This is a genomic window from Streptomyces sp. Root1304, from assembly GCF_001426405.1.
Taxonomy (GTDB): Bacteria; Actinomycetota; Actinomycetes; order Streptomycetales; family Streptomycetaceae; genus Streptomyces.
On the sequence record NZ_LMEP01000012.1, the window covers coordinates 98121 to 115715 of the forward strand.

The window sequence follows — 17595 nt, forward strand, 5'->3', positions numbered from 1 at the left end:
GGCGGGGAGCCCCCCGCCCCCGCCACATAACCCGTCGCCCCCACCCCACCCACCCCCCTACCCTCACGTCATGCGTGACATCACCCTTCCGGTCGGCGACGGGTTCGCCGATCTCGCCGACGCCCGGGGCGTCACCCCCGAGGAGCTGGCCCAGCAGGCCCTCGCCCGGTTTCTGGACGTCGAGGCCACCGTCGTACGGCACCACGCCCTGCGTCTCGCCCTGCGGCACGGCTCCCTCCTGAGGAGGCTCGGCGCATGACCGCGTCCGCGACCACACGGTTCCTGACCGTCGCCGAGGTCGAGGGGATCGCCCGGACCGCCTTCACCGGCGAGGGCCGGCCCGAGCTGCGGGCCCCGGGGCTCCTGGAGTCCGCCGTGCACCGGCCGAGGGCGCGGATGTTCGGCGAGAGCGCCTACACCGACCTCTGGGAGCAGGCCGCCGTCCTGCTCCACGCGCTCGCCGCCAACCACCCCTTCGTCGACGGGAACAAGCGCGCCGCCTGGCTCTCCGCGGCGACCTTCCTCGCCGTGAACGGAGTCGATCTCGCCGAGGCCGACGAGGACCGCGCGTATGCGCTGGTCATCGACGTCGCAGCCGGCACCGAGGCGGATATTCCGGGCATCGCGCGGCGTCTTCGGGAGCTGTGAGGACTGTCTCAAGCGACCTCGCCACACCCTCGCCGAGGGTGGGGCGAGACACCCGCACCGGTAAGGTGGCCCGGTTGTCATATCTGGACGAGCGTCGAACCCGGAGATCGTGACTACTACCACCACCTCCTCCCATCACCTCTCTCCCGCCTTCCCCGGACGGGCCCCCTGGGGTACCGCGGGCAAGCTGCGCGCCTGGCAGCAGGGCGCGATGGAGCGGTACCTCCAGGAGCAGCCCCGTGACTTCCTCGCCGTCGCCACCCCCGGCGCCGGCAAGACGACCTTCGCGCTGACCCTGGCGTCCTGGCTGCTGCACCACCACGTCGTGCAGCAGATCACCGTCGTCGCGCCCACCGAGCACCTCAAGAAGCAGTGGGCCGCCGCCGCCGCGCGCATAGGGATCAAGCTGGACCCGGACTACAGCGCCGGGCCGCTCAGCAAGGAGTACGACGGGGTCGCCATCACCTACGCCGGCGTCGGAGTCCGGCCCATGCTCCACCGCAACCGCTGCGAGCAGCGCAAGACCCTCGTCATCCTCGACGAGATCCACCACGCCGGTGACTCCAAGTCCTGGGGCGAGGCCTGCCTGGAGGCCTTCGAGCCCGCCACCCGGCGGCTCGCCCTCACCGGCACCCCCTTCCGCTCCGACACCAACCCGATCCCCTTCGTCACGTACGAGGAGGGGAACGACGGCATCCGGCGGTCGTCGGCGGACTACACGTACGGCTACGGCAACGCCCTCGGCGACGGCGTCGTCCGGCCCGTCATCTTCCTCTCCTACAGCGGCAACATGCGCTGGCGCACCAAGGCCGGCGACGAGATCGCCGCCCGCCTGGGCGAGCCGATGACGAAGGACGCCGTCTCGCAGGCCTGGCGCACCGCGCTGGACGCCAAGGGCGACTGGATGCCGAACGTGCTGCGCGCCGCCGACCAGCGGCTCACCGAGGTCCGGAAGTCGATCCCCGACGCGGGCGGCCTCGTCATCGCCTCCGACCAGGACTCGGCCCGCTCCTACGCCAAGCTGATCCGCGAGATCACCGGCACCAAGGCCACCGTCGTCCTCTCCGACGACACCGGCGCCTCGAACCGCATCGACGAGTTCAGCGAGAACAACGACCGCTGGATGGTCGCCGTCCGCATGGTGTCCGAGGGCGTCGACGTACCCCGCCTCTCCGTGGGCGTGTACGCGACGACCATCTCGACCCCGCTGTTCTTCGCGCAGGCCGTCGGACGATTCGTGCGTTCGCGCAGGCGCGGCGAGACCGCCTCCGTGTTCCTTCCGACGATCCCCAGCCTCCTCGGTTTCGCCAACGAGATGGAGGTCGAGCGCGACCACGTCCTCGACAAGCCCAAGCGGGCCGGCGAGGACGAGGACCCGTACGCCGAGTCCGAGAAGGAGCTGGCGGAGGCCGAGCGCCAGCAGGACGAGGACACCGGCGAGCAGGACATGCTGCCCTTCGAGGCGCTGGAGTCCGACGCCGTCTTCGACCGCGTCCTCTACAACAGCGCCGAGTTCGGCATGCAGGCCCACCCCGGCAGCGAGGAGGAGCAGGACTACCTCGGCATCCCGGGCCTGCTCGAACCCGACCAGGTCCAGCTGCTGCTGCAGAAGCGCCAGGCCCGGCAGATCGCGCACAGCCGCAAGAAGCCGGACGACGAGGCGGACCTGCTCGAACTTCCCGCCGAGCGACGCCCTGTCGTTTCCCACAAGGAACTCCTGGAGCTGCGCAAGCAGCTCAACACGATGGTCGGCGCGTACGTCCACCAGACCGGCAAGCCGCACGGCGTGATCCACACCGAGCTGCGCCGGGTCTGCGGCGGCCCGCCGAGCGCGGAGGCCACCGCCGGCCAGATCCGTGAGCGGATCAAGAAGGTCCAGGAGTGGGCCACCCGGATGCGGTGACCCGCGGCGGCGGGGGATGCGGCTGAGGCCGCCCGCGGAGCACATGGCTGAGGCCCGTACGACGGCGTTCGTACGGGCCTCACTCGTCCCACCGCGGCGGAACCGGCATGTGCGGGACCGGCCTGCGGGACCGGCATCGGAGACCGGCCCCCACGGTCGGCCTCCGGGCACCTTCCACGCTACGGGCACGACATAGCCGATCTTGTCCGCCAAAGTCCCGTGTGCGACCGACGAAGGTCCCGAACCGTCTCTATCCGGTCGTCGGCGCCCGGATTCTGGACGAGGTCTTCCGCTGAGCGGAGCGGGTCGCTACTGTCCCGGCTCAAAAGCAATCGCCCCGTGGCAGCGCCGCCGCGGAGCGCAGCCGGTGTACCCCTTCCTGCCGGCGGCCTCTGACGTGCGTCGCCGACGGGACCGGCGTCGCGATCCCGTGAGAGCCCGCCGCCACTCACTCCGAAGGAGAGGGCGTCGTGACCGCGGAGACCTCCCAGACGCTCGACCGGGGACTCAGAGTCCTCAAACTGCTCGCCGACACCGACCACGGCCTGACCGTCACCGAGTTGTCCAACAAACTCGGCGTCAACCGGACCGTGGTCTACCGTCTGCTCGCCACCCTCGAACAGCACGCCCTCGTCCGCCGCGACCTCGGCGGGCGCGCCCGCGTCGGCCTCGGTGTGCTGCGGCTCGGCCGCCAGGTCCACCCCCTGGTGCGGGAGGCCGCGCTGCCCGCGCTCCGCTCGCTCGCCGAGGACATCGGGGCGACGGCCCACCTGACGCTGGTCGACGGGGCGGAGGCGCTCGCGGTCGCGGTCGTCGAACCGACCTGGACCGACTACCACGTCGCCTACCGGGCCGGGTTCCGCCACCCGCTCGACCGGGGCGCGGCCGGCCGGGCCATCCTCGCCGCCCGCCAGGGCGGCCTGATCGAACCGGGCTTCACCCTCACCCACGGCGAACTGGAGGCCGGCGCGAGCGGCGCGGCCGCGCCCCTGGTCGGCGTGACCGGGGTCGAGGGCAGCGTCGGCGTCGTCATGCTCGCGGACGCGGTGCCGGAACGGGTCGGCCCGAGGGTGGTCGACGCCGCCCGAGAGGTCGCGGACGCGCTGCGGTAGGACGCGGAAACGCGACCGCTGCGGCGGCCACGCCTACGGCGCCGGTGCCGCCAGCAGCCCGCCCAGGGCCGTGCGTTCGTGCTGGACCGATCTCCCCGTGCGGGTGGTCGTGATCAGGCCCGCCGCGCGGAGCGCCGCCGCGTGGGCCGAGGCCGTCGCGTTGCTGACGCCCAGCCTGCGGGCCAGCGCCGTCGTCGTACGGCCCTCCTCCAGCGCGTACAGCAGCTCCGTGCGCGTGCGGCCGAGGACCGCCGCCAGGGCTTCGGCCGGGGCGGCGGTGCCCGGGACCGGCGGCAGGCCCCCGCCCGCCGGGTAGGTGAGGACCACCGGGCGGTCCGGCAGGTCCTGGACCAGCGGGCCGCCCCGCCAGTGGAAGGTCGGCAGCAGGACCAGGCCCCGGCCGTCGAGCCGGACCTCGCGCGGCGCACCCGGGCACTCCCACACCCCGTCCCGCAGGCGCGAGCCCGGCACCACGGCCGTCAGGGCGGCTTCGAGACCCCGCTCGGCCGCCGTCAGCGCGTGCCGGGTGAACTCCGCCCGGTGCAGGTCCTGCACCAGCGGCCACACCGGGGCGAGGACCGCCTCGTACGCCGCCCGCTGCGCCCGGTCGAACGTGCGCCAGGCCCCGGCCTCCCCGTCGTGCAGGGCCCGGATCCACGGCGGTACGCGGCCCCCGCCCGCGTACACCCGCGCCAGCTCGGAACGGACGAAATCCGGCCGCGCCTCACGGATCAGCGCGAAGCCCTCCTCGCGGGTCTCACCGAGGACGTCGAGGAAGTACGGGGCCGCCCCGCCCGGCACCAGCTCCGCCAGCGGCTCGGCCGCGCCCGGCAGCGCGCGCAGCACCCTGCCCCGCCAGCTCCCGAAGAGCAGCCCCTCGTGCGGGGCGCCGAGCATCATCAGTGCCGCGTGCAGCTCCGGGAGGGGGGACGGCCGGGGCGCGAACCGCACCCGGGTGAGGTCCTCCGCCGTGAAATGGATGCGCAACACCCGTCCGTCCCCCTCCGTCGTCGTTCCGCAAGCCTTTCGGGCCGGGCCTGAACCTTCGCGCACGTCCCCCACCCCGTTCCAGGATGCCGTCCATGACCCACCGCATCGCACCAGCCCACCGCATCGCGTCCGGCAGCGCCCCGGCCGACACCCCTTCCGGCACGCCGACCGGCTTCGCGCCCAGCCGCCGCACCGTCACCAGGGCCGCTCTCCTCGGTGCCGCCGCCACGTTCCTCGGCGCCGCCCCCGCGCGGGCGGCCGATCCGGCCGCCCTGCGGCTGCCCGCGCCGACCGGCCCCCACCGCGTCGGTCTCCGCACCCACGTCCTCACCGACACCACCCGGGCCGACCCGTGGGAGCCCGCGAGCGGCGTACGCGAGGTCAAGATCAGCGTCCTGTACCCGGCCCGCACGGTCCGCGGCTGCCCGCGCGTCCCCCAGCTCACCCCCACCGAGGCGGAGGACTTCACCGGTCTCGCGCCCATGGTGCACCCCGGGCTCCCGGCCGGCGGCGCCGACTGGGGCGCGGTCCTCACCCACGGGCACCTGAACGCCCCCGCCCTCCCCGGGCGCCGCCCCGTACTCCTCTACGTCCCCGGCGGCGGCGACTCCCGCACCCTGGGCACGAGCCTCGCCGAGGACCTGGCGAGCCACGGGCACGTCGTGGTCCTCGTCGACCACCCCGGCGACGCGAGCCAGGTGGAGCTGCCCAGCGGGATGCGGTACACCGTGCTGCGCGGGGACCCGGACCCGGCGACCTTCCGCACCATGATCGAGACCAGGGTCGCCGACCTCCGCTTCGTCCTCGGCCGGCTCGGGAGCCTGCCCCTCGCCCCGTTCATGGACCTGGGCCGGATCGGTGTCTACGGGCACTCGGCGGGCGGCACCGCCGCCGTCCACGCCCTGGCCGCCGACGACCGGATCGGCGCGGGCGTGAACCTGGAGGGCTACCTCGACCTCGACCCGGCCGCCCTGGACGGCCTCGACCGGCCGCTGCTCATGTTCCGCACCGACGGATTCGAGCACGCCGGCCGCCTCGAATCCTCCTGGGCGGGGATCCCGGCCCCGCGGATCACACTGACCGGCGCCAACCACTGGGTCTTCAGCGACTACGCCTTCCTCGTCCCGCAGCTCCAGGCCGCCGGGCTCGTCACCGCGGAGACCAGGGCCGCGCTGATCGGGCCCGCCGACCCCGCGGTGGCCTTCGCCCTCGTACGCCGCCGGGTACGGTCCTTCTTCGTCGGGCAGCTGCCGGTCCCCGCGCCCCCGGCCCGGCACCGGCCCGCGTCCCAGTAGATTGGGGGCGTGCTCTCCGGTCTCTCCCGCCTCTCCCGTCCCCGCGCGCTCGCGGTGTGCGCGCTGCCGGTCGCCGCGCTCTTCGCCGTCGTCGCGCTCGCGCCGCTGCCGTTCGCCATCGCGCAGCCCGGCACCACCGCCGACGTGCTCGGCAAGGACCAGGGGCGGGAGGTCATCACGATCACCGGCGCCCCGGTCCGCCCCACCCAGGGGCAGCTGCGGATGACGACGATCCTCGCCACCGGGCCGTCCACCGAGGTCGACCTCGCGGACGTGACCGACGCCTGGTTCCGCACCGACCGGGCCGTCCTGCCGCACGACTCCGTCTACCCCTCGGGGAAGTCCGACGCCGAGATCGAGAAGCACAACCTCGGGCAGATGCAGGAGTCGCAGGACGCGGCCGCCCTCGCCGCCCTCGGCTACCTCAAGAAGGACCCCGAGAAGGTGAAGGTGACCCTGCACCTCGCCGACATCGGCGGGCCCAGCGCCGGGCTGCTCTTCTCCCTCGGCATCGTCGACAAGCTCGACGGCGACGGGAACGGCGGTGACCTCACCGGCGGCCGGACCGTCGCCGGCACGGGCACGATCGAACCGGACGGCACGGTCGGCGCGGTCGGCGGCGTCTCCCTCAAGACGCAGGCCGCCGCCCGCGACGGGGCCACCGTCTTCCTCGTACCGAAGGCCGAGTGCTCGGACGCGCGGGCGGAGCTGCCGAAGGGGCTGCGGCTCGTCCCCGTCACCGCGCTCAGCGACGCGGTGTCGTCCCTCCGGAACCTGGAACAGGGACAGGAGTCGAAGGTTCCGTCCTGCTGAGGTCGCGCTCGGCGCTGCCCTCGCCCTTGCCGTCGCGTCTTCCCCCGTCCTTGTCGGCGGTCGGCCCGCCGTCGGTCGGCGCATCGCGCGGGGCGTCCATCCCCCGCCAGGAGGGGAAGACCAGCGGGCAGAGCGTGGCCAGGAAGTAGACCCCCGCGAGGCTGAGCAGCGTCGTCGTGATGCCCACCCGCTCCACCATGAATCCCGCCGCGAGCCCGCCGAGCGGGGTCGTGAGCAGCACACTGGCCGTACTGGCACTGCCGACCCGGCTGCGCAGCCTCTCGGGGACCGTCTCGTAGAAGACGGCGCCGAGGATCGGGTTGAGCACCCCGGCTCCGAGGCCGCCGAGCGCCATCACGACCAGCAGCGGTGGGGTGGTGTCGGTGACGGCCGCCGTCACGTACACCGGGGCGCCGCAGAGGAGGAAGCCGATGGCGAGGACGGGACGGCGGGGGAAGCGGTGGCCGACCGCCGCGTAGAGCAGGGCGCCGGCGAGGGCGCAGCCGCCGAAGACGGCGACGAGCAGGCCGAGCGCCGCCGAACCGCCCAGCTCCTCCCGGGCATGCACCGGAAGCAGCACCGAACTCCAGCTCTGCGCCAGGCCGTTGGTGATCATCACCATGATGTTGACGCCGAGGAGCAGCCGGGTGCGCAGCAGGAACGAGTAGCCCTCGCGCAGGTCCGCCCGGTACACCCTCAGGGACAACGGCGGTGCTCCGCGCACGGGTTCGGCGGAGGGTATCCCGCGCAGGCCCAGGAGGACGAGGAGCGCGGAGACGGCGAAGGTCGCGGCGTCGATGTACAGGACGGTGTCGGCGCCGAGGAGCGCCACGAGCAGACCGGCGAGCGCGGCGCCGGTCATCCGGGCGCCGCGCGAGACGGCGTCGTAGAAGCTGGTGGCGCGGGAGAGCGGGGTGCCGGCCCGTTCGGCCAGGTCGGGTGTCAGGACGTTGCGCGCGGTCTCGCCGGGGGCGTGGAAGAGGCCGGTGACGGCCATCAGCGCGCACAGCATCCAGAACCGGAGCACGCCCGCGTGGTTGAGCAGCGGGATGGCGGCGAGGGCGAGGGCGCAGACGAGGTCGGAGGCGATGGAGACCCGGCGGCGGCCGATCCGGTCGATGACGGGGCCGCCGACGATCGCGGAGAGTATGACGGGCAGGGCGGCGCAGAAGGCGACGAGGCCCGCTTTGCCGGGGCTGCCCGTGGTCTCCAGGGCGAACCAGGGGACGGCGATGAGAGTGAGTGAATTGCCGCTGATGGAGATGGCGTTGGCCGCCAGGACGGTGGCCAGTGGTGCTCGGTCGTTCTGTTTTGTCGTCACGTCGTGTCCCCCCGATCCCCCCGCCCCGGTCACGCGGCCAGTGCGACCGGTCGACCGGCGGGCGTGACCAGGTGAAGCCCCAGCTCTACGAGCTTCCAGCCGAGCTGGACACGGAGGGGCGGCGAGACCGCGGCGGGGAGCTCGACGGTGCGGTCGGCGGTGCGGTGGAGTTCGGCGGCGCTCAGGTGGTGCAGCTGGAGGTGGATGTCGGCATGCATGGTCGCGTGGTTCCTTCCGTCAGTTCTCGTGCTGCGGGAACGCGTGCAGGTGCATCCGGACGCGCTCGGCGCCGGGCGTCTCCGGGTCGGTGGTGTCGCGGTATTCGTTGATCAGCGCGTGGATCTTCATGTTGAGCTCGCGCAGCCGCTCGGGCGGCAGGGCGAGCGTGAAGTCGCTCATGTTCGAGGCGCCGTACCAGGCCTCGTCCCAGGTGTGGCGGGTGCCGAGCCAGGTCGACATCTCCTGGGCGTGTATGGACGCGATCTCGTGCACGTAGACCTCGACGGCCCCCTGGACCTCGGGGTCCGGGTTCGAGTACAGCGACTCGTCGAACGTCGTGCCCTGCTGAGCCGCCTTCCACCAGCGCTCGCGCCCCTTGCCGCGCGTCGGGTCGTCCTCGACGAAGCCGTGGGCGGCGAGCTGGCGCAGGTGGTAGCTGGTGGCGCCGCTGGATTCGCCGAGCCGGTCCGCGAGCTGGGAGGCGGTGGCGGGTCCGTGGCGGCGCAGGGCGCGCAGCAGCTGGATGCGCAGCGGGTGGGCGAGCCCGCGCAGGGAGCGCGGGTCGAGGTTGCGGCTCAGGAATTCCTCGGGCTCGGACATGACTCAACCGTAGAATTGCAAAGGAAGAGTTGCAACCCCTTTTTTGCAACTCCTTCTTTGCACTCACTCCTTTGCGTGAACCCCTCGCGTGCCTCCCTCGCGTGCCTCCCTCGCGCGCCCCCCTCGCGCTCGCCGCCCCGCGGCGCTCCCCGCGCGACGCGCCTCCGCCCGGCCGGTCGCGCTACAGCGGCTCCCCGCTCGCCGCCTGTTCCACCAGCGGGATGATCCGCAGCGGCACCGGGTTCTCCATCACGATCGCCGTCGACGCCCGCACGATCCCCTCGAAGGCGACCACCTTGTCGATCACCCGCTGGAGGTCCGCGTTGGAGCGGGCGACCAGCCGGCAGAGCATGTCGCCGTGGCCCGTCGTCGTGTGCAGCTCGAGCACCTCCGGCACCGTCGCCAGGTGCTCCCGTACGTCCGCGCCCTGCCCCTGCTTGATCTCCAGGGTCGCGAAGGCCGTCACGGGATAGCCGAGCGCCGCCGGGTCCACCTGCGGTCCGAAGCCCCGGACCACCCCGCTCGCCTGGAGCCGGTCGAGCCGCGCCTGCACCGTGCCCCGGGCCACGCCCAGACGCCGCGAGGCCTCCAGGACCCCGATGCGCGGCTCGCGCGCGAGGAGCCCGATCAGCCGGCCGTCCAAATGATCGATCGCCACAGCGGTCTCCCCATGGTCAGGATGTACAAGTCGCACGGCCATACTTGCCGGTTGCTGTGCACATTGACCAGCAGATCAACGAACTATTGCGCACCTTGCGGAGCAGCGGGACGCTTCTCCCATGACTGAGACCATCGATCACACCCCTTCCACCGCGCGCGAGGCCGATCCCTTCCCGGTCAAGGGAATGGACGCGGTCGTCTTCGCCGTCGGCAACGCCAAGCAGGCCGCGCACTACTACTCCACGGCCTTCGGCATGAAGCTGGTCGCCTACTCCGGACCGGAGAACGGCAGCCGCGAGACCGCCAATTACGTCCTCACCAACGGCTCCGCCCGTTTCGTGTTCACCTCCGTCATCAAGGTCTCCACCGACCACGGCCGCTTCCTCGCCGACCACGTCGCCGAGCACGGCGACGGCGTCGTCGACCTGGCGATCGAGGTGCCGGACGCGCGCGCCGCGTACGCCTACGCCGTCGAGCACGGCGCCACCGGCCTCGCCGAGCCGTACGAGGTCAAGGACGAGAACGGCACCGTCGTCCTCGCCGCCATCGCCACCTACGGCAAGACCCGCCACACCCTCGTCGAGCGCTCCGGCTACGACGGCCCGTACCTCCCGGGATACGTCGCCGCCGACCCGATCGTCGAGCCGCCGGCCAAGCGCACCTTCCAGGCCATCGACCACTGCGTCGGCAACGTCGAGCTCGGCAAGATGAACGAGTGGGTCGGCTTCTACAACAAGGTCATGGGCTTCACGAACATGAAGGAGTTCGTGGGCGACGACATCGCGACCGAGTACTCGGCCCTGATGTCGAAGGTCGTCGCGGACGGCACCCTCAAGGTGAAGTTCCCGATCAACGAGCCGGCCATCGCGAAGAAGAAGTCGCAGATCGACGAGTACCTGGAGTTCTACGGCGGCGCCGGCGTCCAGCACATCGCCCTCGCCACCAACGACATCGTCGCCTCGGTGCGGGCGATGCGGGCGGCGGGCGTGCGGTTCCTCGACACCCCCGACTCGTACTACGACACCCTCGGCGAGTGGGCCGGCGAGACCCGGGTGCCCGTCGAGACCCTGCGCGAGCTGAAGATCCTCGTCGACCGCGACGAGGACGGCTACCTGCTGCAGATCTTCACCAAGCCGGTCCAGGACCGCCCGACCGTCTTCTTCGAGATGATCGAGCGCCACGGCTCCATGGGCTTCGGCAAGGGCAACTTCAAGGCCCTGTTCGAGGCGATCGAGCGCGAGCAGGAGAAGCGCGGCAACCTCTAGGTCGTGTCCGGACACGACCTAGTCGCCGGACGCGTACGACGTGGGGCCCGGGGCGGTGTCGCCCCGGGCCCCACGCGCGCGTACGGCCGGGGGAAGTCCCGTCGGCCCTCCACGCGCGCGTGGAGGCGCTTTACGCCCCGGAGGGCTTCGCCGCGCCCTCCCCGTCCGTCTTCGCCCCCGGCTTCGCCGCGCCCTCCCCGTCCGGCTTCGCCCCGGGCTTCGCCGCGCCCTCCCCGTCCGGCTTCGCCCCGGGCTTCGACGCGGCCTCCCTCGGACGCAGTTCCTTCGGGAGCTCGTCCGAGGGTTCGCCGAGCGCCGCCACCGCCTCCTGCGCCTTCGGTGCCAGCAGCGGTGAGAAGGCCGGGTTGATCCGCAGCGCCTCCGCCAGATGGCGGCGGGCCGGGCCGGACTGTTCCAGCGTCCGCTCGATCTCGCCCCGGTGGTACGCGAACAGCGCGCTCCGCAGCCCCTCGTCCGTGGCCCGCTTCGCGTACTCCAGCGCCTCCTTGGACTCGCCCGACCAGTGCAGCGCCCAGCCCAGCGCGTCCGCCACCGCCACCGAGCGGTGCCCGCGCGCCCACTCCGCCCGCAGCCGCCGCACTGCCGCCGCCGGGTCGCCGTGGTCCGCGTCGAGCAGCCCGAGGGCCACCTCGCCGCGCGCCCACGTGCCCGTCCGCAGCCGCTCGTACAGCGCCCGCGCGTCCCCGTCCAGGCCGAGCGACTCGTGCAGCTCGCCCGCCTCCAGGACGTACTCGGGCAGCGGCAGCCGGGCCAGCGCCGCCCGCCAGTCGCGCAGCGCCTCCTCCGTACGGCCCAGCGCCGCCAGCGCCCGCGCCCGCCCGGCCAGCGAGGGCCCGTGGTCCCGTACGAGCCGCAGGGCCGCACCGAACCGGGACAGCGCCTCCTCCGGCTCGCCCCGCTCCCACGCCAGATCGCCCAGCCGGGCCAGCGAAGCCGCCTTCTCCGCTTCCGTCTCCGCGAGCGCCACCGCGTCCTGGGCGGCCGCGTCGGCGTCCTCGCGCCAGCCGCGGTCCCGGAAGGACTCCGCGGCCCTGGAACGCGTCAACGCGCCCGCGTGGAGCCCCTCCAGGCTCTCCACGGCCTTCTGGGCCGCCTTGTACTCCCCGAGGCCGTTGTACGCGTCGATCAGCACCGGATACACCGGCCGGCGCTTCGGGTCCGCCTTCCGCACCCGCTCGCCCCACAACTTCGCCGTCCGCCAGTCGCCGCGCGCCCCCGCGAGCGCCCCGAGCCCCAGCTGCGCGTCCAGGTTCCCGCGCGCCGCAGGGCGTTCCGCCAGGGACCGGCGCAGCGCCCGCTCGGCCCGCGGGTAGTCCCGTACGTCCCCGAGGCGGGTGCCCCGCTCCGTGTACGCCGTCCCCAGCGCCGCCCAGGAGGCGTCGTCGTCCGGGTGGGCGCGCAGCCACTTCTCCCGGTCCGCGATCAGCGCGGCCAGGTCCGGGAGCGCGGCCTGCGCGCCCGCGTGGGCCGCGATCGTCGCCCGCTCCGCCGGTCCCGGCGGGGGCGGCGGACCCTGGCCGACGAGCTCGGGGACGTACAGCAGCGCCGTCGCCGCGAGCACCGCGCCCACTCCGGCCGCCAGGACCGTCCTCGACACGTTCTGGGTCTTCATGGCGCTCACTGTGCGCCCGTCCGCACCTGTACGAAGAGCACACGATGCGCCCGCTCCGGCGGGTTCACACCGATGGCCCCGGGTGCCACGCTGGAGGCATGGACGATCTTCTGACGCGGCTGCGCGCCGGGCTCCCCGCCGAGGCGCTGCTCACCGATCCGGACGTGACGGACTCCTACTCCCGGGACATGGCGAGCTTCTGCGCGGCGGGCACCCCCGCGGTCGTCGTGCTCCCGCGCACGGTCGAACAGGTCCAGCACGTCATGCGGACCGCGACCGAACTCCGTGTCCCCGTCGTCCCCCAGGGGGCCCGTACCGGCCTCTCCGGCGGCGCCAACGCCTCCGAGGGCTGCATCGTGCTCTCCCTGGTCAAGATGGACCGCATCCTGGAGATCAACCCGGTCGACCGGATCGCCGTCGTCGAACCGGGGGTCGTCAACGCCGTGCTGTCACGGGCCGTCGCCGAACACGGCCTGTACTACCCGCCGGACCCGTCCAGCTGGGAGACCTGCACCATCGGCGGGAACATCGGCACCGCCTCGGGCGGCCTGTGCTGCGTGAAGTACGGGGTGACCGCCGAGTACGTCCTCGGCCTCGACGTCGTCCTCGCCGACGGCCGCCTCCTGCGGACCGGCCGCCGCACCGCCAAGGGCGTCGCCGGCTATGACCTGACCAGGCTCTTCGTCGGTTCCGAGGGCAGCCTCGGCGTCGTCGTCGGGGCCGTGCTCGCACTCCGGCCGCAGCCCCCGGTCCAGCTCGCGCTCGCCGCCGAGTTCCCCTCCGCGGCCGCCGCCTGCGAGGCCGTCTGCGCGATCATGGAGCGCGGCCACACCCCGTCGCTGCTCGAACTCATGGACCGCACCACCGTCCAGGCGGTCAACAAGCTGGCGCGCATGGGTCTGCCCGACACCACCGAGGCGCTGCTCCTGTGTGCCTTCGACACCCCGGACCCGGCCGCCGACCTGGCCGCCGTCGGGGAGCTGTGCACGGCGGCGGGCGCCACCGAGGTCGTCCCGGCCGCGGACGCCGCCGAGTCCGAACTGCTCCTTCAGGCGCGCCGGCTCTCCCTCACCGCCCTGGAGACGATCAAGTCCGCGACGATGATCGACGACGTGTGCGTGCCGCGGACGCGGCTGGCCGAGATGCTGGACGGCACGGCGGCCGTCGCGGAGAAGTACGGCCTGACCATCGGCGTCTGCGCGCACGCCGGTGACGGCAACACCCATCCCGTCGTCTGCTTCGACCACACCGACGAGGACGAGTCGCGGCGGGCGCGGGAGTCCTTCGACGAGATCATGGCGCTCGGCCTCGCGCTCGGCGGCACGATCACCGGCGAACACGGTGTGGGCGTCCTCAAGAAGGAGTGGCTGGCACGGGAGCTGGGGCCGGTCGGTCTGGAACTCCAGCGCGGGATCAAGGCGACCTTCGACCCGCTGGGGCTGCTCAACCCCGGAAAGCTCTTCTGAATCCACCTCCACGCGTACGCGTGCCGGGGTCACAGCTCGCCGTCCTGCGACTCGTCCGACGGCCACGGGTCGCGCAGCCACAGGTCGTCGCCGATCACGGTGGTCGCCAGGAGCTCGGCGAGCCCGTCGTCGATGCCGAGCCGCTCGGACTCGGTGCCCGGCGGCACCGCGCGCAGGGTCCGCTCCAGCCAGGCGGACACCTGCGCGGACGGGGCTTCGAGCAGGGCGTCGCCGTCGGGGGAGGAGAGCGCCATCAGGATGACGCTGCGGCCGTCGACCTTCGTCGGCCAGATCCGCACGTCACCGTGCCCGCAGGCCCGGAACACGCCCTCGACGAGCAGTTCGCGCGCGAAGGTCCAGTTGACCGGGTGCTCGGTGCCGATGTGGAAGGTGATGTGCACGGCGTACGGGTCGTCGGTGCGGTAGGCGAGCCGGGCGGGGACCGGGACGGCCCGCTCGGGGGAGAGCACCAGCTTCAGTTCCAGCTCGCGCTCGACGGTGGTGTTGTCGGTGTTCTGCATGGCCGTGCTCCCTCGCGTGGACGGGCCCCGGACGGGCCTTCACCAGGAGAGAGCGCGGTACCCGCGACTCATTACGCGACTTCGGGAAGTTTTTTCGGGAAGTTTTTTCCGGGGGCGCGGGGGTTGCCGGAGCGGGCACGTGGGGAGGACGGGAGAGCCGGACGAGCGCCCGATGTACCGGCCCGAACATCACCGGGAGTGATGGATTCCAGTACGTGTCCCCCCGAAGGCGTCCTTTCTCACGGGCTCTTTGTTCCCTCGGGGACGTTCTTCGTTACTGTCCTCCTTGGGCGCGGCACGCCCGGCACGCGGCCGCGCGGTTCAAGGGCGTTGTGACTGAACGGAGTCGGGGCAGTGGCTACTCCACCCGGAGGCGGCGGAGAGGTTCCGCAGGCGGGGTACTACCCGGACCCGTCCATTCCCGGATACATCCGGTACTGGAACGGGGGCGCCTGGGTTCCCGGTACGAGCCGGCCCGCGCCCACGGACGGTGCCGTTCCGGCCGGTCCGCCGGCCTCGGCGGCCCCGGCCGGCCCGATCCTGGCCTCGGGCCCGGCGCCCGCGCCGGTCGTGGCACCCGCGCAGTCCTCCATCACGGCCCCGACCCAGGTCCAGGCCCCCGCCCAGGTACCGGCCCAGGGACAGGCCCCTGAGCGGTCACCGCTCCAGGCGCGGACCGAGACACCGGCGCGCACCGAAGTCCCCGCACAGAGCGAGGCCCCGGCGCAGGCCCCGGCCCTGGCGACGAACCCGACCCAGGCCCCGGCTCACACAGCGCCCCCTGCCCAGGCCCGGCCCGCGCCGTCCGCCCCGGCACCCGTCGCCCCCGCCCCCGTCTCCGCCGTCGAGGAGACCGGCCCCGTCTTCTTCGACGAGGAGCCCGCCGCCCCGGAGCCCGCCTCCGCCTGGCAGGCCGACATCTCCCGGCAGACCGGGTTCGGCGGCGACCTCGACCAGAAGGTCTCCTGGGGCGCGCCGCAGACTCCCGTGAGCCCCGCGCCCGACCCCCGCACCCCCGCGGACTGGCCGGTCGCCGACGGGGGAGAGCCCGCCGCCGAGGCGGCGCCCGCCGCGCCCGCGCGGGCGGCGGACCCGCGAACGGCCGGGGGAGCCGCGCGACTCGGCGGCATGCCCGTCACGCCGATCCCGACGCCCGCGCCCGCCCCGCAGCCCCGCCCGGCCCCCGAGCCCGCGCCGGCGCCCGCCGCCCCGGCGCCGGCCCCCGTACGACAGGCGCCCGCCCCCGCCCCCGTACCGCAGGCTCAGGCGCCCGCCGCCCCGCCCGCCCAGGCGGCCCCCGCCACCCCCTCCTGGGCCCAGCAGCAGCCCCCGCAGGAGCAGCAGCCGGTCACGCCCTGGAAGCCGCCCGTCGACGACGTGTTCGTCCAGGCGGCCCGTGCGCAGTCCTCCGCGCGCCCCGCCGGGCTCGGCAGGCGGCTGCTCGCCCGGGTGATCGACACGGTCGTCCTGGGCGCGCTCTCGGGCGCCGCCGCGTTCCCGTTCGTGACGGCCGCGCTCGACCACATCGACGGCAAGATCGAGGAGGCGAAGCAGTCCGGCGTCACCGTCCAGGTCTGGCTGGTGGATTCGACCACCTCGGTCCAGTTCGGCATCGCCCTGGCCGCGCTGATCCTCCTGGGGATCCTGTACGAGGTGCTGCCCACCTCCCGCTGGGGCCGGACCCTGGGCAAGAAGCTGTGCGGGATCGAGGTGCGGGACATCGAGGCACACCAGCCGCCGACGTTCGGGGCGTCGCTGCGCCGCTGGCTCGTCCACGGCGTCCTCAACCTCCTGGCCATCGGCGTCCTCAACGTCCTGTGGTGCCTCATCGACCGCCCGTGGCGCCAGTGCTGGCACGACAAGGCCGCCCGTACCTTCGTGGCGCGCTGACGGGGCGGTGACACGCCCGCGCGGAGCACCACGCGGGCGGGCGTCCCCCGAACGGGCGGTGATTCCTTGCGGGGGCGTCGTGCCCGGGATGCACTGCCCCCATGAGCACCGACCAGCCGCCGCCCGGCCAGCCGCCCGAGGAGGACCCGTTCCTCAAGAGGCCGCAGGAGCCTCCGCCGCCCTCCGCCGGCCAGCCGCCCCCGTCCGGGCCGCCGCCGGAAGGGCCCCCGCCGGGAGGTCCACCGCCGGGAGGACCGCCGCCGGGCAACCCGTACGGCCCGGCGGGCGGTTCTCCGTACGGACCCTCCGGGGGCTCCCCGTACGACGGCGGAGGCATGCCGCCCCCGCCGCCCCCGTACGGCGGTGGTTACGGCTCCGGTTACGGCGGCGCCGATCCGCTCTCCGGGATGCCGCCGCTCGCCGAGTCCGGCAAGCGTTTCCTCGCCCGGTTCATCGACTGGCTGCTCATCGCGGTCCCGCTGGCAGTCATCGGCATCCCGTTCCACATCTACTCGCGGGCGACCGAGAAGGGCAACGACTTCGGCGACACGGTCAACAGCCTCAACGGCGGGAGCCAGCTGGTCTTCCAGCTGATCACGATCGTCGCGTACGTCGCCTACGACACGGTGATGACGGCCAAGAACGGCCAGACCCTCGGCAAGAAGTGGATGAAGCTGCGGGTCGCGATGCTCAACGACGGCTCGACGCCCCCGATGAGCCAGTCGCTGCTGCGGGCCGTCGTGCTGTGGCTGCCCGCGCTGATCTGCTGCGCCTGCCTGTGGCCGTTGCTGATCCTGATCCTGATCCTCGTGGACAAGCCCTACAAGCAGGGTCTGCACGACAAGGCGGCGAAGACGGTCGTGGTCTCCGTCCCGCACTGAGGGACGGATGATGACGTCACGGACGAAGCGTCACGAACCGGTCCGGGTATCGGCCCCCGCGCCCACGCGCGCGGTCGCTGCCCGGGCCGGCTCGTTTCCGGCGGGCGGAGCGGCGGCCGGAACGACGGTCGGAGCGAGGGGCGGGGTGGCGGGCGCGGCGGTCTTGACGGCGCTCGTCCGCACCGGCATCGTCACCGCCACGAGCAGTCCGAGCAGCAGTCCGGCGAGGCTGATCACCGTGATGCCCAGCGTGGTCGTCGTGCGGGAGAGCAACAGCAGGGCGACGGTCGCGAGGACGACGGTGGCCGAACCGTAGGTGAGCTGCGCGGCGTTCGGACGCTGCATGACACGTACCGCCCTCTCAGGACAACGGTTCGA

At 73.3% G+C, this 17595-nt stretch carries 18 protein-coding genes; 10 read left to right on the forward strand and 8 right to left on the reverse strand.

All coding sequences use genetic code 11. The annotated features are described in order from the left end of the window. Positions 1-70 precede the first annotated feature (70 nt). The 4 genes from ASD33_RS13370 (at position 71) to ASD33_RS13385 (ending at position 3663) form a co-directional block, all read left to right on the forward strand. Positions 71-259: a hypothetical protein gene (locus ASD33_RS13370; protein ID WP_056558239.1), complete on the forward strand. Its 189-nt coding sequence runs from the start codon at positions 71-73 to the stop codon at positions 257-259. Next, positions 256-648 (forward strand): type II toxin-antitoxin system death-on-curing family toxin, encoded by a 393-nt coding sequence (locus ASD33_RS13375; RefSeq protein ID WP_056558242.1) that lies wholly within the window; start codon positions 256-258, stop codon positions 646-648. The genes ASD33_RS13370 and ASD33_RS13375 overlap by 4 nt, the downstream gene beginning before the upstream one ends. A gap of 106 nt (positions 649-754) precedes the next feature. After that, entirely contained in the window at positions 755-2551 is a 1797-nt protein-coding gene (locus ASD33_RS13380; protein ID WP_079044749.1) for a DEAD/DEAH box helicase, read from the forward strand. 470 nt (positions 2552-3021) lie between these two features. Continuing rightward, complete coding sequence (locus ASD33_RS13385; protein ID WP_015033894.1) at positions 3022-3663, forward strand: helix-turn-helix domain-containing protein; 642 nt, start codon at positions 3022-3024, stop codon at positions 3661-3663. 33 nt (positions 3664-3696) lie between these two features. Here ASD33_RS13385 and ASD33_RS13390 read toward each other — a convergent pair whose 3' ends face one another. Continuing rightward, positions 3697-4653: a helix-turn-helix domain-containing protein gene (locus tag ASD33_RS13390; protein WP_056558247.1), complete on the reverse strand. Its 957-nt coding sequence runs from the start codon at positions 4651-4653 to the stop codon at positions 3697-3699. Positions 4654-4745: 92 nt separating this feature from the next. On the opposite strand from ASD33_RS13390, the gene ASD33_RS13395 reads away from it, so the two are divergent. Together ASD33_RS13395 and ASD33_RS13400 are read left to right on the forward strand one after the other, a co-directional pair. Next, positions 4746-5948: an acetylhydrolase gene (locus tag ASD33_RS13395; RefSeq protein WP_107103713.1), complete on the forward strand. Its 1203-nt coding sequence runs from the start codon at positions 4746-4748 to the stop codon at positions 5946-5948. Between the two features lie 9 nt (positions 5949-5957). Beyond that, positions 5958-6761, forward strand: coding sequence for a S16 family serine protease (locus ASD33_RS13400; protein ID WP_056558250.1), 804 nt, complete (start codon positions 5958-5960; stop codon positions 6759-6761). Here the strand turns inward: ASD33_RS13400 and ASD33_RS13405 are convergent. From ASD33_RS13405 to ASD33_RS13420, 4 genes are all read right to left on the reverse strand, one after another. After that, positions 6694-8082: an MFS transporter gene (locus ASD33_RS13405; protein ID WP_079044750.1), complete on the reverse strand. Its 1389-nt coding sequence runs from the start codon at positions 8080-8082 to the stop codon at positions 6694-6696. The genes ASD33_RS13400 and ASD33_RS13405 overlap by 68 nt on opposite strands. Positions 8083-8111: 29 nt before the next feature. Further along, positions 8112-8300 (reverse strand): hypothetical protein, encoded by a 189-nt coding sequence (locus ASD33_RS13410; RefSeq protein ID WP_056558257.1) that lies wholly within the window; start codon positions 8298-8300, stop codon positions 8112-8114. A 19-nt stretch (positions 8301-8319) separates the two neighbouring features. Next, the gene (locus ASD33_RS13415) at positions 8320-8901 is read right to left on the reverse strand and encodes a helix-turn-helix domain-containing protein (protein ID WP_056558260.1); all 582 of its coding nucleotides are present in this window, start codon (positions 8899-8901) and stop codon (positions 8320-8322) included. Between the two features lie 181 nt (positions 8902-9082). Next, a complete protein-coding gene (locus tag ASD33_RS13420) occupies positions 9083-9559 on the reverse strand; it encodes an Lrp/AsnC family transcriptional regulator (RefSeq protein WP_056558263.1) in 477 nt (158 codons plus the stop codon). Between the two features lie 121 nt (positions 9560-9680). On the opposite strand from ASD33_RS13420, the gene hppD reads away from it, so the two are divergent. After that, positions 9681-10826, forward strand: coding sequence for a 4-hydroxyphenylpyruvate dioxygenase (hppD, locus tag ASD33_RS13425; protein WP_056558266.1), 1146 nt, complete (start codon positions 9681-9683; stop codon positions 10824-10826). A 130-nt stretch (positions 10827-10956) separates the two neighbouring features. On the opposite strand, the gene ASD33_RS13430 is transcribed toward hppD, so the two are convergent. Continuing rightward, positions 10957-12459, reverse strand: coding sequence for a hypothetical protein (locus ASD33_RS13430; protein WP_242426976.1), 1503 nt, complete (start codon positions 12457-12459; stop codon positions 10957-10959). Positions 12460-12557: 98 nt separating this feature from the next. On the opposite strand from ASD33_RS13430, the gene ASD33_RS13435 reads away from it, so the two are divergent. Beyond that, positions 12558-13925, forward strand: coding sequence for an FAD-linked oxidase C-terminal domain-containing protein (locus tag ASD33_RS13435; RefSeq protein ID WP_056558269.1), 1368 nt, complete (start codon positions 12558-12560; stop codon positions 13923-13925). A gap of 29 nt (positions 13926-13954) precedes the next feature. Here the strand turns inward: ASD33_RS13435 and ASD33_RS13440 are convergent, their stop codons facing one another. Then, positions 13955-14446 (reverse strand): SsgA family sporulation/cell division regulator, encoded by a 492-nt coding sequence (locus ASD33_RS13440; RefSeq protein ID WP_056558272.1) that lies wholly within the window; start codon positions 14444-14446, stop codon positions 13955-13957. A gap of 354 nt (positions 14447-14800) precedes the next feature. Here ASD33_RS13440 and ASD33_RS13445 point away from each other — a divergent pair, with 354 nt between their 5' ends. Together ASD33_RS13445 and ASD33_RS13450 are read left to right on the forward strand one after the other, a co-directional pair. Then, positions 14801-16336 carry an RDD family protein gene (locus tag ASD33_RS13445; protein WP_063991951.1) on the forward strand — a complete coding sequence of 512 codons (1536 nt, stop codon included), beginning with the start codon at positions 14801-14803 and terminating at the stop codon, positions 16334-16336. Between the two features lie 101 nt (positions 16337-16437). After that, on the forward strand, positions 16438-17217 hold the full coding sequence (locus ASD33_RS13450; protein ID WP_056558276.1) for an RDD family protein: 780 nt from the start codon (positions 16438-16440) through the stop codon (positions 17215-17217). A 30-nt stretch (positions 17218-17247) separates the two neighbouring features. Here ASD33_RS13450 and ASD33_RS13455 read toward each other — a convergent pair whose 3' ends face one another. Further along, positions 17248-17562, reverse strand: a complete 315-nt coding sequence (locus ASD33_RS13455) for a hypothetical protein (RefSeq protein WP_056558280.1) — start codon at positions 17560-17562, stop codon at positions 17248-17250. Between the last annotated feature and the right edge of the window lie 33 nt (positions 17563-17595).